We start from the raw sequence: 15,397 nt of genomic DNA on the forward strand, positions 1-15,397 counted from the left end.
CGCCACCTCCACCATCGCCTTCGCCTTCACCGGCACCCAACGCACCGAAACCACCAAATAAACCACCCCAAACCCCGCCGGGCCTGATCGGTTTCCTTTCCCCCCAGCCCGATCAGGCCCGGCGAGCCCTGAAACTCCAACGGCCCCGACACGCTTATGCAGATGGCGTATCGGGGCCGTTGGCCTGTTCAGAGCTCGAGGGAAGTGCTACGAGAATCGCCCTGGACGGAACGTCGCGAGCATCGGGTGCTTCTCGCCGGTCAGGATTTCTCCGGAGAGCAATTCACCGGCAATGAGCCCCAACGTCGCACCGGAGTGTGTGAAGGCAACGAAGCAGCCCGGCACCTGGCCCAGTTCGCCGAACACGGGCTCGCCGTCCCCCGGAATGGGCTTGTAGCCGATTTTCCACGACGCCGGCTTCAGTTCCGGGTTGCCGGCAATGAGTTTGGAAGACTCGTCGGCCAGCTCCTGGACCACCTCATCGGGGATGGTGAATGAACCGTCGGCGTGCTCGGTGATGCGCTCCTCGTACCAGTCGTGATCCAGCGCGAACGTATTTCCCGGGTTGGGGCGCACAGCGGCCCGCGGCGTGTTCATCACAGCGGTGACATTGTGCTCCACCGGCTTGGTCACCACAAGCATGGACACCGGGGAACCGTTGGGAATGTCGACGCCCAGAGCCTTGACGACGGCGGGTGTGGCGGCACCGCAGGCAACCAGGACGGCGTCCGCGGCGTACGTATCGCCTGCCGCGGTTTCGACGCCGGCGGCCCGGCCGCCGTCGACCGTCACCGAGACTTTTCCAGCGTTCAGAACGAGGTTGCCGCCCAAGGCGTGGAAGTCTTCCATCAGGAAGTTCACCAGGTCCGGGAGGCTGACCCAGCCTTCGCCCGGGTTGAAAATGGCGTTTTCGGGAACAGCGCGTTCATCAATACCCGGGGTGACCGACTCGATCTCATCCGGAGCCAGCAGTTTGGAGTCGTAGGCGATGGACTTTTCGTAAGCGTGCCGGGCCTCCGTGACTTCGCCCTGCCCGGCAGCGTTCCACATGAGCCCTCCCCCGAATTGCAACCACTCGCGGCTGGGATCGGTAGCAAAGAGCGTGCGGTACCGGTCCACCCCGGCTACGCGAAGCTGGTGGTAGGGCGTGGAGCGTTCACCGGCCGAGTTGAGCCAGGACAGAGAACGGCCCGTAGCTTCGCTGGCGAGGCCCTGCTCGCTCAGGAGGGTCACAGAGGCGCCCTGGCGGAGCAGGTGGACTGCGGTGGAGACGCCCAGGATGCCGCCTCCGATAACGGCAACGTGCTTGGTGGAGGACATGGTTCTCCCTTTCTATGTGTTGATGCGGTGAAACGCCGTTATGCGTAGGCGTGAATGTTTTCGATGATCCTGAGGGTTTCCAGCGCTTCTGCAGCTTGCACGGGCAGCTGGCCCTGGCCCCGGAGCGAGGCGGCGAGTTCCCTGTAGAACCGGGGGTAGTCGCCCTTTTCCGCGGGGACAGGCGTTGCCGAACCGTCGATTCCCAGAACGCCCCAAGACTCCTGGGACTCCACACCGTAGGACGGGTCCGACGACGTGACGCCCGCCGCGAGCGCGGGTTCCTGGCCGTCGAGTCCCCATTTGGTGTAGCCCGCCTTGGAGCCCAGCACATGGAATCGCGGACCCACTTGCGCTGCCATGCCGTTCATCCACAGCCGCGAGCGGACGCCGGATTCGTGGAGCAGGGAGACGAAAGCCTCGGTGTCCGCAGCCTCAGGATGCGGCCCGTGGTTGGCGACCTCGCCGTAGCTCTCCGCAACCGGCCCGAAAAGCTGGATCGCCTGGTCTATCAAATGCGCCCCGAGGTCGTGGAGGATCCCGCCGCCTTCGGCCAGCGTTGCCGAATCGCGCCAGTTGCCGAAACCTTCGGGCCGCCACCACTCGAACCGGGATTCGAAGGTGCGCACTTCGCCAAGCCCGCCGTCCCGCACAAGCTTCCGGAGCGTAAGGAAGTCAGCGTCCCACCGGCGGTTCTGGAAGACCGTAAGCTGCACACCGGCGTCGGACGCGCGGGCCAGCAGCTCCTCGCCGTGCGCAACCGTGGACACGAAAGGTTTGTCCACCACCACGTTCAAGCCATGGGCGATCGCCGTTGCCCCGAGTTCCAGGTGCGTCAGCGGCGGGGTTCCCAGCACCACCAGGTCCAGCTCGGCGGCGCGGTTGAACATGTCCTCCGGTGTGGGCACGATCCTGGCTTGAGGGTAGAGGCGAGCGGCCTCGGCGGCCCGTTCCGGGTCCGCCGTCACAATCACGTCCAGCGAATAGTTCGGGTCCGCTTCGATGAGCGGTGTGTGGAAGACCTTGCCGGAAACACCGAATCCGACGACGGCGGTCCTGATGGGTGCCGCTGTTACCCCGCCCATCACAGGACTTCCGAGAGGAACCGCTGCAGGCGTTCGCTGCGCGGGTTGTCGAAGAGCTCGGTGGGTGTGCCGATCTCCACTACCTCGCCTTCGTCCATGAACACCACTTGGTCGGCGACTTTACGGGCGAAGCCCATCTCGTGGGTGACCACCAGCATGGTCATGCCACGCCGGCCCAGCCCGGCCATGAGGTTCAGGACGCCCTTGACGAGTTCCGGATCCAGCGCACTGGTGGCTTCGTCGAAGAGCATGACCTCCGGTTCCATGGCCAGTGCCCGTGCGATGGCGACGCGCTGCTGCTGCCCTCCGGAAAGGTCCCGGGGCCGGTGGTCGGCGCGTTCGGCGAGACCGACCTCGGCGAGTCGGCGCCGGGCGCGCTCCCTTGCCTCGGCCTTGGACATGCCCTTGACGCTCCAGAGTGCGAGTGCGACGTTCTCCAGGGCCGTGTGATCCGGGAAGAGGTTGAAGTGCTGGAACACCATGCCGATGCGGGCCCTCAGGATGTCAGGCTTCACCTTGAGGGCACTTTCGCCGGCCAGGAGCACGTCGCCGCTTTTGGGTTCGTGCAGGCGGTTGACGCCGCGCAGGAGCGTGGACTTGCCGGAGCCGGATGGACCGATGATGCAGGTGGTGGTGCCCGGGGCCACGGTGAGGCTGACGTTGCGGAGTACTTCCACGTCCCCGTAGGCCATGGTCAGGTTCTGCAGTTCCAGGCTGGATCCGTGGAACTTTTCGATGTCCTGGCTGGTCTTGTTGGTGCTGGTTGCACTGCTGCTGGTGAGGTTCACGTGTTGCTCCCGGTGATGAGCGGCGAGGCCGCGTCGAGTTCCTTGACTTCCTTCAGCCCGCTGGTGGGTGCCGTGGGACGACGGCGGCCGGTGCGGAACTTGTTGTCGAAGTAGTTGACGAGGTGGGTCAGGGGAACGGTGATGATCAGGTAGAAAATGCCCGCCATGACCAACGGCGAGAGGTTGCCGGAGAGCACCGCCGCGTCCTGGCCCACCCGGAACAGTTCCCGCTCGCTGACAAGGAGGCCCAGGAAGTAGACCAAGGAGGAATCCTTGACGATGGCGATGAACTGGTTCACCAAGGCCGGGAGTACCCGGCGAACGCCTTGCGGCACCACTACCAGCGCCATGGATTTGGTGTAGCTCATTCCCAGTGCGCGGCACGCCTCTCCTTGGCCTTTGTCCACACTGAGGATCCCTGCACGGAAGATCTCTCCGATGTAGGCACTGGCGATGAGGCTCAGCGCAATGATTCCCAAGGGGTAGGGAGAAGGACCGAAGACCGACTGGCTCAACCGGGCAAATCCTTGGCCGATCAGCAGGATGGTGAGGATGGCGGGAAGCCCGCGGAACAGGTCCGTGTAGATCCTTGCCGGGATCCGCAGCCACTTGGAGCGCGAAATGCCCATGACCGCCACCACCATCCCCATCACTACGCCGAGGATGGTTGCTGCGATGGAAATGATGAGGGTGTTGAGGAGGCCAACTCCGAGGAGTTGGGGCAGCACTTCGACCATGGCGTCAAAGTCGAAGAACGTGCGGCTGATGGTATTGAGCCAATCCATTGAGTGCTCTCAGACGTTGGTTGGTTGGGCGGAACGGCTTACTTGGCGGCCGTGGGGGAAGGGCTGGAGGTCTGCTCGGCCTTGGGGAGGTACTGCTCGGGCATCGGTGAGCCCGGGAACCACTTCTGGTAGAGCTTCTTCCAGGTGCCGTCCTCCATCGCGGCGGCGAGGCCCTTGTTCAGTGCCTCCTTGAAGGCGGGCTTGTCCTTGGCGATCGCGAATCCTGCCGGGGCGTCGAAGGAGGGGATGTCGGCGGCACTGACCAGGCCGAACTGCTCCTGGTAAGCCTTGGCGGCCTCGTAATCGAGGAAGTGTGCGTCCACGGACCCGCTGTTGACGGCGGCTATGGCCGTGTTGTTGTCAGGGAACTTCACAAGCTGGGCGGAGGTGAAGTTCTTCACCGCATAGGCTTCCTGGAGGGTGCCCTGGACCACGCCCAGGCGCTTGCCGTTCAGCCCGTCCACATCCTTGATGCCAGAGGTTTTGGTGGTGATGACCGTCAGGTAACCGGCCAGGTATCCGTCGGAAAAGTCCACGGTTTCTTTGCGCTTGTCGGTGATTCCGATAGCGGCCACGCCGACGTCGAACTGGCCGTTGGATACCGCTGCCAGGAGCCCGGAGAAGTCTTGGCCGGTGAAGACGACATTGTCCACGCCTGCCCGGTGGGCCACGTCCTTGAAGAGTTCAACGTCGAACCCTGTGAAGTTCCCGGTGCCATCGGTGAAGGTGTACGGCTTGGAGTCGCCAAGGCTTGCAACGCGGATGGTGCCGGGCTGGATGAGTCCATAGGGGTTGTCGGCTGACGGTGAGCTGCCGGCTGAGGATCCACCACAGCCGGAAAGGGCGAGGATGGCCGCCAAGGCTGTGGCTGCGAGCGCTGCCGGGCGGAAGTTCATTTTGATCACAGCGTTGTCCAATCGTGGGAGGGAAAGCGGTGCTGTCAGGAGCCGCTGGAGATATTGCTCGATGTCGGGTCTTGCTGAGTCCGGTCTCAGTCCCTAGGATTGAGACCGGACTCACATCGATTGATTGAAATGTAGCGGAACTCACAAAGCCGCGTCAACACCCTTTCGGAAAGGTGAACATGAGCACTGACGGATCCCGACGGCGGGACGTGACGGTTGCCGACGTCGCCAAAGCTGCGCAAGTGTCCAAAGCCCAGGCGGCGCGGGCGCTCGGCAATTACGGCGCCGTCAGCGACGACGTCCGTGAACGCGTCCTCGCCGCGGCCGAGGAACTTGAGTATCGCCCCAACGAGCTCGCCCGCAGCATGAACACCGGCAAATCCAACACCATCGGGGTAGTGGTAGGCGATATTGAAAACCCGCACTTCGGGCTCGCTACCAGGGGCATCACGGACGCCGCCAAGAAGAGCGGCTACAACGTCATCCTCATCAACACCGACGAGGAACAGGCCGCGGAAGTGGATGCCGTCCGGGTGCTGCTGGACAAACGGGTTGATGGACTCATTGTTGCTCCGGCTTCCTCGGTGGAAACCGCACACCTGCGGCAGGTCCGTGAGTCCGGGCGTCCGCTGGTCCTGCTGGACCGTGCCGCCGAAGGGCTGGATGCCGAGACGTTCGCGGTGGACATGGGAGGCATCTCCTACGAGTCCACCAAGCACCTCATCGCGGCCGGACACCGACGGATCGCCTTCGTCTCCACGGTCCGGACCAATGCCCCGTACGTTGCCGGGATGAAGCTGGACTCCTCACAAATTTCAGACCGTCTGGACGGAATACACAGGGCCTTCGACGAAGCGGGCCTCCCGCAGCCCACCGATCTTGTCCGCCTCAACGCCGGCGACGCCGACTCCATCATGCGCATTACCCGCGAGCTGCTCCACGGCCCGGATCCCGCTACGGCCATCATCGCCTCGGACGGCCTTATCGCGTTGAGCGTGGTGGAAGCGGTGCAGAACCTCGGCCTCGCCATCCCGGAAGATGTCTCGTTCCTGATGTACGACGATTTCGCGTGGACCCGGCTCACCACTCCCCCGCTCACGGTCATCGCGCAACCCGTCTACGACATGGGCATGGCGGCGGCGTCAGCCCTGATCCGGCAGATCGAGGGCAGGAAATCAGTTTCCCCTGCCCCCGAACTGGCGGCGAGCTTGATTCAGCGCGGCTCCGTGGGGGCGCCCAGGAACGCCGATGCCCTCAGCAAGGCAGGCAACTGAGGCTCAATCAAAGGTATTGGTGGCAAGCAGGAACAATGCCAACGCAAGGGTAAGGCGTACGCGGCCTTGGGGCGTTCGAATGTCAAAGCCCAGTGCAGTCGAAAACTCCGCCGCCCTGTGCTGAACGCTCGAATGGTGCAGATTGAGCTGCCCTGCCACAGCACGGAGGCTGCCTGCCTCCGCTATGGCCTCGAGCAGGGAATACGCCTTGGGCTGAGCCTCGATCAACCGCTTCAAGGCCGTCAGGTCAGGCGGTTCCCATGTTGTGTCAGTGGCCACCCCTGCCAGGACTACCAAGCCGCCGAGCTCGCCGGCGTCCTGGATCTGATGGCGCGGGCTGGTGAGCCGGAGAGCCAGCAACGCCGTTTCCCACGAGAGGTAAAGCTCGCGGGGAGGTTTGGGAAGGCCGATTCCTGCCGGGGCGTGCTGTTCAACCATTGCACCGACCGGGCGTATTGCCGCCTTGATGGCCCCGAACGGGGTGTGCAGCAAAGCCGTGGGACCTGATCCCTGGGCAGCTCTGGGCGTTGCATGGACCCGGTACAAGGCGTCGCGGTTCAGATGGAGGAGTTGCGCCGCCTCCATGCGCTTGTCGTCGGAAGCGTCAGCGTCCAAGAGGGTATCCATTGCCCGCCGTGTTGCAGCCACAGGGCTCCTGCGGTCCCAGAAGATCCCAAGAGCGATGGCGAGCCGTTCCAGGATGAGCTCATCATTGGCGTACGCCGGGCCGGTGCGCTGGATCCAGGCTTTCCCGTCGACACCGAACGGCCTCGATGGCCAGTCGCCCTGCTGCCCGGAGATCTTCCCGCCCGAGGCATCCACGCAGACGCTCCTGCCGTCCATGGCATAGCCAACGGGGCACCCGCAGAGCGCCGCCGCTCCGTGGATGAGCATTCCCGCATTGGCCCGGCTGTTGACCAGGGCATCGAAATACGTAATGACTTTGAGGCTTTCCGAAGCCTCAGGGTCGAGCGCCTTGAGGCGCCACACCAGTCCTTGCATTTCCTACCGCCCACCACATCGTCAATCTCCGGGAACTCAATGGTGCTCCAGTCCTGCCGCTGCGGCAACAAACTGCGGCGGCGGGACAGGTCCATCAGGTGCCCAATATGCGTCGGAGCCACCTGGTCCTGGCTTCCCGGGCCAGGACCGAAAGCGCTGCCTGGGGGAAGAAAATATCGAAACCGTGGAAGCCGCCGGGCCAGACGTGCAGTTCCGCATCCCCTCCGCAGGCCCAGATGGTCGACGCGTAGGCCACGTCCTCATCCCGGAACACTTCGGCGGAGGCAACGTCAATGAAGGCGGGCGGCAGGTTCGAAAGATCGGCTGCGCGGGCAGGCGCCGCATATATGGATACCTGACTGGTTTTGCGGCGGTCCCCCAGGAGGGCATCCCAGCCGGTGTCGTTGCTGGTCCGGTCCCAGACGCCGATGCCGTCGAACTGGTGGCTGGACAGGCTCTCGTTGCGGTCGTCCAACATGGGGTAGATCAGCAGCTGCCCTGCCAGGGCGGGGCCGCCACGGTCGCGTGACATCAGTGCCACGCCTGCAGCCAGTCCTCCTCCCGCGCTGGCACCCGCGACGACCAGCCGCTCGGGATCCACACCCAGCTCTTCTGCGTTCGCCGCCATCCACTCCAGGCCCGCATAGCAGTCCTCTACGGGTGCCGGATCAGGGTTTTCGGGGGCCAGGCGGTACTCCACCGAGACAGCCACCGCGTCCAGTTGCTCCACCCAGTCAATCAGGGAGTCCGCTCCAAGAAACCGGTCACCCATGACCATGCCGCCACCATGGATGTGATAGATACCGGGCCCTCCAGGGGCGTGGTCAGTTCGCTGGAAAACAGACACTGTGAGGTCGGGAGCACCCAACGGGCCCGGAATGGTCCGCTCAAAGTGCGTTACGGGGCGTCCCGACAAGAGATCTTCGACGGGAGCCACAACGAACGACTCCCGCATTCCTTCAATCATGTCCGGGGTCAGGGTGGGAGCAATCAGGTCGCCTAGCGCCCCGAGGGTAGCCCCTAGTTCGGCATCAAATGGCGGCACTTTCCGTAAAGTTGTCATCTCGACCTCCATCAATTCCGGCCACCTCGTCGTGACCTGATGCAAGCCTAGGCGTCCCTGCGTGCTGCGCTAACCGCCAGCTGTCCGCAAAAGAGCGGGCCCTGACCGCCGCGTGGCGGGCCAGGGCTAGGCCTGGATGTCGCCTTCTTCGGGATCGTCGGCGGAACGGACGTCGCTCCGGATAATGCCCAACTCCTCGAGCCGGGCCGACATGCCTGCACCGTCCGGGGCATAGATCCAAGGAACCCCCGGTGTGGGTTGACCGCCCGTCTTCGACCGACCGCCTGCGAGGACCGCTTCGCCGGCCGAGAGTTGGCGGATTGCAATGGCTCGGACATTCTCCGGGTGCCGCTGGGCGAACTCGGAGTAAATGGCTTCGTCATGTTGTCCGTCGTCACCAACCAGGAGCCATTTGACGTGGGGGAACTCCTCCGCGAGGCGTTCCAGCGAGGTCCGTTTGTGTTCCTGGCCGCTGCGGAACCAGCGATCCGGCGTTGGGCCCCAGTCGGTCAGCAGCTTGGGACCAGCCGGGTACAGATTGCGGGAAAGGAAACGCGACAGCGTCGGGGCAACGTTCCAGGCCCCGGTGGAGAGATACAGTACCGGCGCCGACGGGGCAGTCCTGGCGATCCGTTCATACAGCACCGCCATGCCCGGAGTGGGAGTCCGGGCATGTTCGTTGAGCACGAACGTGTTCCAGGCGGCCAGGAAAGGCCGGGGCAGCGCGGTGACCATGACCGTGTCGTCGATGTCCGAGACGACTCCGAAGTCCGTGTCGTCCGCAACAATCCGCACGGGAGCCTCCACGACGTGGGACTCCCCCGACTGCAGCGTGATGGTGTGCCAACCAGCTGTCAGGGTCACCGGGATGCGCACGTCAACCACACCGCCGCGGTCTGCGACGACGTCATGGACGGAACCGGCCACAGTCACCTTTACCGCGGCGTTGGCTACAGGAGCACTCGTGAAGTTCCGCCAGCCGCGCATGCTTTCCTGCAAGGGCTTTGCGTGACCTGCAGCGTCGCGCGGATCACTTCGCACCACGCGGGCCAGCACCCGGACCCAAGTCGTCGAGCCGTAGCCCGTATACGGAATCACGGTCTCCACCCGGCCACGCCGGATGGCAAGGCGGGTCTGGAAACCCAGCCACGCGTCGTCGAGCCTCATGGCCAGGTGGCGGCGCCCCTTGCCCGCAGGCTTGGGACCGTCAGTTTCAACGACGTCGGGCTGGGGGCGCGGTTTCACGGGACGGGAAGACATGTGTCCAGTCTTCCACGGCCTGCTCGCTGCGGCACCGCTTCCCTCCAGCCCGCACGCATTACGCAACAATCCGCTACGGCACGCGCTCCGGGCTCGCCAGCACGACGATGTTTTTCCCCCACAGATCAGCCGCGTAGCAAGTGATGAGAATGAGACGCCCCGGCACCCTGTCCCAGATCTCACTGTCCCGCAGGGTGTCCTTGTACTCCGTTGCCACCGAGTCGACCCTGAACTCCAGCAGCCCCTCCGCGGTTGTGACGGTGATGCGGTCACCCGCCTGCGCGAGGGTGCTGATGTTGTTGAAGGGAGAGGCCTGTCCCTCCCAGCTATGTCCCACCAGGTACGTGGTGTTGGTTGATCCCGCACCCGGCATGCCGTATGGGTCGAGCCAATACGCATCGTGTGTGTACGGCGGGACGATGGAACCCAGTTCCCGTTCGGCCTCCGTCGGGGCAAGGGGCACGATCGCCTGGTCCATCCCGACCTTCGCGTACGTTATGTGCAAGGGTGGCGAACCGGTCGCCGCTGCGGCTGCCTCGCTGGGCGCTGGCTGCGGCGCGGGTGCAGCAGCAGGTGCCGTGGAGGGTGCCGCAGAAGCGCTGCTCGAAGTGAACGGCTGTATAGCGCTGATTGCCTTGGATGGTTCACCTGCCGCGACCGTTGGCCCGGAATCAGTGGCGGCCTGCGTTGACCACCCCGGAAGCAACGCCGCCAACAGCACTACAGCCATGGAGGCGATGACCGCCGTTCGCCGTTGTTTCCAACGCCCCGGCGAACGGCGGTGCCTGCCTCGCTGTACAGATCCTCGACGCAAGCTGCTAGTCCTGCTGGTTTTCCCTGCGAATAGCGGTCAGGAAGCGGATGCCCAAGGTCAGAATTCCTGCACCGCCCAGGGCCACCAAGATCGTGCCGAGCACGGCCGTGCGGCTTATGGGCTCCGTGTTGGAAACCCTTGCTGCAGTGTCCACGTTGGTGCCCTGATTCCTACCCGTCCCAGCCAAGGGTGCGGACTGGACCGGAGTGGCGCCGTCAGTGGAAGTGGCAGTCGGGGTCGCGGTCGCCGTCTCCGTCGCGGTCGGCGTCGCAGTCGCCGTCGCGGTCGGCGTCGCAGTCGCCGTCTCTGTCACCGTCTCCGTCGCGGTCGGTGTCGCAGTCGCCGTCGCAGTCGCCGTCGCAGTCGCCGTCGCAGTCGCTGTCTCCGTCGCGGTCGGCGTCGCAGTCGCAGTCGCAGTCGCAGTTGCAGTCGCCGTCGCAGTCGCAGTTGCAGTCGCCGTCTCTGTCACTGTCGCGGTCGGCGTCGCAGTCGCCGTCGCCGTCGCTGTTGCAGGTGGCGCGGAGGTGGTGGGGGTCGTGACGCAAGCGGGTGCGGTTACCACGTTGGTGTCCAGGGAAACCTGACCATTACGCGCCAGGAGCCGCCCCTCCACCACTGCGTTGGTCTGGGCTGTAATCGACGTCAGCGCAAGTACGGTGCCTTTGAAGCTTGAGGCAGTGCCCAGGGTTGCCGAGCTGCCGACCTGCCAGAACACGTTGCAGGCTTGGGCGCCGTTGGTGAAGATGATGCTGCTGGCGGACGCAGTAATCAGCGTGGACGCCACCTGGAACACGAACACAGACGCCGGATTACCCTGGCCATCCAGGGTCAGCTGACCGCTGAGCGCCAGCGACGATGTTGACTTGTAGACACCTTCCGTCAAAGTCTGGCCAACCAGGTCGCCCGATACGCTCGCCGTCAACGCTTGCCCTGCCGCATTGTTGTAGGCGGTGGTCAGATCCGACTGTGCTTGCAAAGCCACCGCGTCGGCCGCGTGGATTGTGCCAGCAGCGGTGCCGGGCGGAAAGCCGGTAATGGCGGTGCCGGGGCTCAGGCCCAGGTCTCCTTGGAGGGTGGTGGGGCCGGTGTTGGTCACCGTGGTGGCGGCAAGGACCGAGTACGACCCCGCAGTACCCAGGTTTACCGGCGTCGCCGCAAATGCAGGTGATTGTTGGAGCATGATGGCACCGGCAAGGAGAAGAACTCCGGAGGCGGCCCCCACTGTTACCGACGTGCGCCGGCGGCTCGATCCCGCTGAATGTATCCCTGGATTATTTCGCGCGGAGCTATGGTGCATGGCAGTTCCTTCCCCCAGCGGGGCGACCGCCCCAAAGCAACTGCCCAACAGGATGCGGGGGAGCTATACAGCGGACTGTACGCCCGCGATCGCGGTGTGCCTAGGGCCGGCGATGGAGCGATAAGCCGGTGCGGGAGCGCCCCGTCGACCCCTCCATCCGGCCGTTTTGGGTATCGTCCCTGCTCAAACCATCAGGGTGCTGACTATCGGCGTTTAGGGATGGCTTTCCAGCGCGGATTAATTACTCCAAAATATTTATGAAATACGGCGACGGCGGCAACCGGGACGCGGACAGCCGCCCCTAAACAGGCGTTGTAGGAGCCCGGCCCTCGTCACCGTGCTGCTTGCGCGCTTGCGCAACGCGAAGTCTATCCAGCCGATTCATCAACGGCGCGGTGGTAGCCCCGTGGACCACGATGGACAGCGCCACCACCAATCCGACCATTGCCCACAGACTGTGGGCCTCGTCGTCGAAATGTCCGTGGCTGATCGCAAAGGCAATGTAAAAGAGGGAGCCGATCCCTCGAATTCCAAAGTACGAAATGGCCAGGCGTTCGCGGGGGCCGGTCTTTCCACGCATCAGCCCTATCCAGCCGGCCACGGGCCGGACCACCAAGAGGAACGCCAGGGCTACCAGCACTTCAGGCCAACCAATGCCTTCCAAAAGACCACGTGCAATAGCGCCGCCAAGGAGGACCAGGATCACCACGGTCATCAGCCGCTCCAACTGCTCTACATAGCTGTGCAGGACCTGGTGGTAGGCGTGGTTATGCTCGGCGGAACGGATGGTCAGGGCGCAGATGAAGACTGCGATGAAGCCGTATCCGGCCACCAGCTCCGTGGCGCCGTAGGCCAGGAACGTGGCTGCCAGGGCAACGAAGCCCTCGGAATGCTCGGACAGGCGGAAACTCTTTCCCTTGGCAGCGAAGAAGATCAGGCTCAACAGCTTGCCCGTGCCGAATCCGATCAGGACCCCCGCGGCAATCCGCCAGAGCAAATCAACACCCACCCACTCCCCTGACCACGCAGCCGGCGCGGCTCCCACCAGGCTGATGAGGATGGCGAGGTAGACAAAGGGGAAGGCGAGCCCGTCATTCAAGCCGGCTTCCGAGGTCAGGGCAAATCGCACCTCGTCCTCGTCCGGATCCTCTTCACTGTCCGCAGGTTTTCCCACCTGGACCTCGGAGGCCAGCACCGGGTCAGTGGGGGCAATCGCGGCCGCAACAAGAATGGCGGCGGCGAGCCCCAACCCCAACACCCACATTCCCAGGAGCGTCATCACCAGGATGCACAAGGGCATAACGATGCCAAGCAGCCGCCAAGTGGTTGACCACCCGCGCCACCGGAACGGTCGGTCGAGGGCCAGACCTGCGCCCATCAAGGAGATGATGACGCAGATTTCAGTGAGGTGGGTAGCGAACTCCCCGTAGCGGACAGGATCAGGGTCCGGCAGGTCCGGAAGCAGAGTGAACGCCAGGATTCCGCTGCCAAGAAAGACCATCGGCATGGACAGCGGCATGCGTCGCAACAGTTTTGGCAGGACGGCAGCGGCCAACACTGCAAAGCCTGCTGAGAGGAACAAGATGCTGGGGGCTTCAAACACGAATAGTCTTCTTCCTGCCGCGCCGTTCGGCGCGTCCAAGAAGCCTAGCCCCGCCGTGCCCGTCGGGGCTATCCCGCAACGCTGCGCATCGGCAGGTTCCTGCGCCATGGATCCAACGGCATCCGGGAACCAATCTTCCGTTGACGTAACCCAGGTCACGTCGTAGGATTATGAATCGATTCAAGACGAGGTTTGTTCTTTGCCAACGACGCCAGAGGAGTACAGCGACGTGACCGTCATGCACCGTAGGGAGATCCCTCCAGTACCCAGCGAAAGCATCGTCCGAAAGGACCCGAAGAAGGCCGCCATGAGCGGCTGGATCGGCAGCGCACTGGAGTACTACGACTTCGCCCTGTACTCGCTGGCAGCTACGCTACTGTTTCCCACGATCTTCTTCCCCACAGAGAATCCCACGGTGGGAATCATCGCTTCCTTGGCCACCTACGCGGTGGGATATGTTTCGCGACCCCTGGGCGCAGTGGTCCTGGGCGCTTACGGTGACAGGCACGGACGCAAGAAGGTGCTCGTTTTCGCGATGCTGCTCATGGGTTTCGCCACCTTTGCCGTCGGCCTCCTCCCCACCTACGGACAGGTCGGGCTCCTGGCCCCCGTCATGCTGGTGATCCTCCGCCTGATCCAGGGCTTCGCCGTCGCCGGCGAACTCGGCGGTGCGAGCGCAATGATCGTGGAACATTCCCCCGACGCCCGGCGGGGATTCTTTGCCAGCTTCAGCCTCCAAGGCACGCAGGTCGGCTCGATTCTGGCCACAGCAGTGCTGATCCCCCTGGCCGCCCTGCTGCCGGATGAAGAGTTCCACTCCTGGGGGTGGCGACTTCCCTTCCTGCTCAGCGCCGTAGTGATCGTGGCAGGTTACGTCATTCGCCGCCGGGTGCAGGAGCCACCGGCCTACCTGGCGCAGTCCGAGGCAGCCCCCGCCAAACGCCGATTCCCATTGGTCGACCTCCTGCGCACCCACCCCTGGGTCCTGGTCCGCTGCATTGCCATGACCTTCACCAACGTCATCGGCATGGCAACCCTGATCTTCGGGGTTTCGTTCGCCACCCAGAAGGGCTACGGGATCGGATTCTCCAGCAGCGAGTTCCTCTGGGTGACCATGGCCGCCAATGTCACCGCCGTCCTCACCATTCCGGCGTTCGGCGCACTCTCGGACAAGATCGGGCGGCGTGCTTTGATGGTGGCCGGCGGCATGACCGGGGGGCTGCTGACCATGGGCTACCTTTGGGCCATCGAACAGCGGAGCCTGCCCTTGGTGTTCGTCTGCGTTGTGATCGTCCAGGGCATCCTCTTCCAGATGTGGAACGCCACCTTCGCCACGTTCTTCCAGGAGCAGTTCCCGATGCGGATGCGCGTCACGGGATTCGCGGTGTCCCAGAACATCGGACTCATGATTGCCTCGTTCTTCCCGAGCCTGTTTACCGCAATTGCTCCCCCGGGGTCTGCCAACATCCCCATGGTCATCGGGCTGACAACGCTCGGCATCTGCGTCATCTCAGCCATTGCCACCCTCAGGTCTTCCGACACCAAGGGCAAGACACTCGAGGAGCTTGAGGCCCGCTGAGGGCGGCGCCGGGACCGGCAGGTTCCGGACCAGGAGGCAATCCGGCTAGGAAGCCTGGCCCAATGCAGCGTCGATCAGCACTTCGGCGGCCTGCCGCGCTTGTCCCGCAGCCTCGGGCGAGCCGGCGATGGCCGCCGTCGTTTGCGCCCCCTCGGCGAGGATTGAAAGCTGGGGCGCCAAGTACGCCGGCGCACCGGCCCCGGCGGCGAGGCCTGCAACGTATTCCTGGAACGATTCCTTATGCTTCCGCGCATAGTCAGCTACTTCGGGGCTGACAGCACCCAGCTCCGCGAAGCTGTTGATGAAGCCGCAGCCCCGGAACGAATCCTGGCAGAACCATCCGGCGAGGTAGTCAAAGATGGCCAGGAGCTTGCCCCGCGGATCCGGGGCCTTGCGCACCATCGCATCCAGCCCCTCGGTCCAGGACTCGTGCCTGCGCTCCAGAACAGCCATGACAATGCTGCTTTTGGACGGAAATTCCTGGTAAAGCTTTTTCAGTGAGACACCCGCCGCGGTCCGCAGCTCGTCCATACCCACCGACTGGATTCCTTTGGCGTTGTAGAGCCCGTCAGCCGTCGCGACGATGCGGTGCCGGACCTCGGAAATATCCATACCCCAATACTAC

14 protein-coding genes are annotated in these 15,397 nt (G+C 64.0%); 2 read left to right on the forward strand and 12 right to left on the reverse strand.

From position 1 onward, the window contains the following. Positions 1 to 207 precede the first annotated feature (207 nt). From PV760_RS19920 to PV760_RS19940, 5 genes are read right to left on the reverse strand one after another with little or no spacing between them, the layout of a single operon-like run. Positions 208 to 1,320 (reverse strand): NAD(P)/FAD-dependent oxidoreductase, encoded by a 1,113-nt coding sequence (locus PV760_RS19920; RefSeq protein WP_354628519.1) that lies wholly within the window; start codon positions 1,318 to 1,320, stop codon positions 208 to 210. 38 nt (positions 1,321 to 1,358) lie between these two features. Continuing rightward, complete coding sequence (locus PV760_RS19925; RefSeq protein WP_354628520.1) at positions 1,359 to 2,402, reverse strand: Gfo/Idh/MocA family protein; 1,044 nt, start codon at positions 2,400 to 2,402, stop codon at positions 1,359 to 1,361. After that, positions 2,402 to 3,190, reverse strand: a complete 789-nt coding sequence (locus tag PV760_RS19930; protein ID WP_018780092.1) for an amino acid ABC transporter ATP-binding protein — start codon at positions 3,188 to 3,190, stop codon at positions 2,402 to 2,404. The genes PV760_RS19925 and PV760_RS19930 overlap by 1 nt, the downstream gene beginning before the upstream one ends. Beyond that, positions 3,187 to 3,975: an amino acid ABC transporter permease gene (locus tag PV760_RS19935; RefSeq protein WP_018780091.1), complete on the reverse strand. Its 789-nt coding sequence runs from the start codon at positions 3,973 to 3,975 to the stop codon at positions 3,187 to 3,189. The genes PV760_RS19930 and PV760_RS19935 overlap by 4 nt, the downstream gene beginning before the upstream one ends. A gap of 38 nt (positions 3,976 to 4,013) precedes the next feature. Further along, entirely contained in the window at positions 4,014 to 4,871 is an 858-nt protein-coding gene (locus PV760_RS19940) for an ABC transporter substrate-binding protein (RefSeq protein ID WP_035734415.1), read from the reverse strand. A gap of 188 nt (positions 4,872 to 5,059) precedes the next feature. Here PV760_RS19940 and PV760_RS19945 point away from each other — a divergent pair, with 188 nt between their 5' ends. After that, a complete protein-coding gene (locus tag PV760_RS19945; RefSeq protein ID WP_354628521.1) occupies positions 5,060 to 6,154 on the forward strand; it encodes a LacI family DNA-binding transcriptional regulator in 1,095 nt (364 codons plus the stop codon). Between the two features lie 3 nt (positions 6,155 to 6,157). Here the strand turns inward: PV760_RS19945 and PV760_RS19950 are convergent, their stop codons facing one another. The 6 genes from PV760_RS19950 to PV760_RS19975 form a co-directional block, all read right to left on the reverse strand. Next, complete coding sequence (locus tag PV760_RS19950) at positions 6,158 to 7,156, reverse strand: helix-turn-helix domain-containing protein (protein WP_354628522.1); 999 nt, start codon at positions 7,154 to 7,156, stop codon at positions 6,158 to 6,160. 94 nt (positions 7,157 to 7,250) lie between these two features. Continuing rightward, positions 7,251 to 8,219, reverse strand: coding sequence for an alpha/beta hydrolase (locus PV760_RS19955; protein ID WP_179128469.1), 969 nt, complete (start codon positions 8,217 to 8,219; stop codon positions 7,251 to 7,253). A 126-nt stretch (positions 8,220 to 8,345) separates the two neighbouring features. After that, positions 8,346 to 9,479, reverse strand: a complete 1,134-nt coding sequence (locus tag PV760_RS19960) for an App1 family protein phosphatidate phosphatase (protein ID WP_079582669.1) — start codon at positions 9,477 to 9,479, stop codon at positions 8,346 to 8,348. Between the two features lie 73 nt (positions 9,480 to 9,552). Beyond that, positions 9,553 to 10,209 (reverse strand): class F sortase, encoded by a 657-nt coding sequence (locus tag PV760_RS19965; protein ID WP_275777741.1) that lies wholly within the window; start codon positions 10,207 to 10,209, stop codon positions 9,553 to 9,555. An 88-nt stretch (positions 10,210 to 10,297) separates the two neighbouring features. Beyond that, positions 10,298 to 11,473: an ice-binding family protein gene (locus PV760_RS19970; RefSeq protein WP_354628523.1), complete on the reverse strand. Its 1,176-nt coding sequence runs from the start codon at positions 11,471 to 11,473 to the stop codon at positions 10,298 to 10,300. A 418-nt stretch (positions 11,474 to 11,891) separates the two neighbouring features. Continuing rightward, positions 11,892 to 13,193, reverse strand: a complete 1,302-nt coding sequence (locus PV760_RS19975; RefSeq protein ID WP_354628524.1) for a cation:proton antiporter — start codon at positions 13,191 to 13,193, stop codon at positions 11,892 to 11,894. A gap of 229 nt (positions 13,194 to 13,422) precedes the next feature. On the opposite strand from PV760_RS19975, the gene PV760_RS19980 reads away from it, so the two are divergent. Further along, a complete protein-coding gene (locus PV760_RS19980; protein WP_354628525.1) occupies positions 13,423 to 14,772 on the forward strand; it encodes an MFS transporter in 1,350 nt (449 codons plus the stop codon). A gap of 45 nt (positions 14,773 to 14,817) precedes the next feature. On the opposite strand, the gene PV760_RS19985 is transcribed toward PV760_RS19980, so the two are convergent. Next, positions 14,818 to 15,384, reverse strand: coding sequence for a TetR/AcrR family transcriptional regulator (locus tag PV760_RS19985; RefSeq protein ID WP_354628526.1), 567 nt, complete (start codon positions 15,382 to 15,384; stop codon positions 14,818 to 14,820). Positions 15,385 to 15,397 lie beyond the last annotated feature (13 nt).

This window comes from Paenarthrobacter sp. CC6 (assembly GCF_040560085.1).
In the GTDB taxonomy this organism is placed as follows: Bacteria; Actinomycetota; Actinomycetes; order Actinomycetales; family Micrococcaceae; genus Arthrobacter; species Arthrobacter nicotinovorans.

Bases quoted from the DNA above. Each gene is read 5' to 3' on its own strand.
- PV760_RS19920 (WP_354628519.1), bottom strand. From the start codon at position 1,320: ATGTCCTCCACCAAGCACGTTGCCGTTATCGGAGGCGGCATCCTGGGC.
- PV760_RS19925 (WP_354628520.1), bottom strand. From the start codon at position 2,402: ATGGGCGGGGTAACAGCGGCACCCATCAGGACCGCCGTCGTCGGATTC.
- PV760_RS19935 (WP_018780091.1), bottom strand. From the start codon at position 3,975: ATGGATTGGCTCAATACCATCAGCCGCACGTTCTTCGACTTTGACGCC.
- PV760_RS19940 (WP_035734415.1), bottom strand. From the start codon at position 4,871: ATGAACTTCCGCCCGGCAGCGCTCGCAGCCACAGCCTTGGCGGCCATC.
- PV760_RS19945 (WP_354628521.1), top strand. From the start codon at position 5,060: ATGAGCACTGACGGATCCCGACGGCGGGACGTGACGGTTGCCGACGTC.
- PV760_RS19950 (WP_354628522.1), bottom strand. From the start codon at position 7,156: ATGCAAGGACTGGTGTGGCGCCTCAAGGCGCTCGACCCTGAGGCTTCG.
- PV760_RS19955 (WP_179128469.1), bottom strand. From the start codon at position 8,219: ATGACAACTTTACGGAAAGTGCCGCCATTTGATGCCGAACTAGGGGCT.
- PV760_RS19960 (WP_079582669.1), bottom strand. From the start codon at position 9,479: ATGTCTTCCCGTCCCGTGAAACCGCGCCCCCAGCCCGACGTCGTTGAA.
- PV760_RS19965 (WP_275777741.1), bottom strand. From the start codon at position 10,209: ATGGCTGTAGTGCTGTTGGCGGCGTTGCTTCCGGGGTGGTCAACGCAG.
- PV760_RS19970 (WP_354628523.1), bottom strand. From the start codon at position 11,473: ATGCTCCAACAATCACCTGCATTTGCGGCGACGCCGGTAAACCTGGGT.
- PV760_RS19985 (WP_354628526.1), bottom strand. From the start codon at position 15,384: ATGGATATTTCCGAGGTCCGGCACCGCATCGTCGCGACGGCTGACGGG.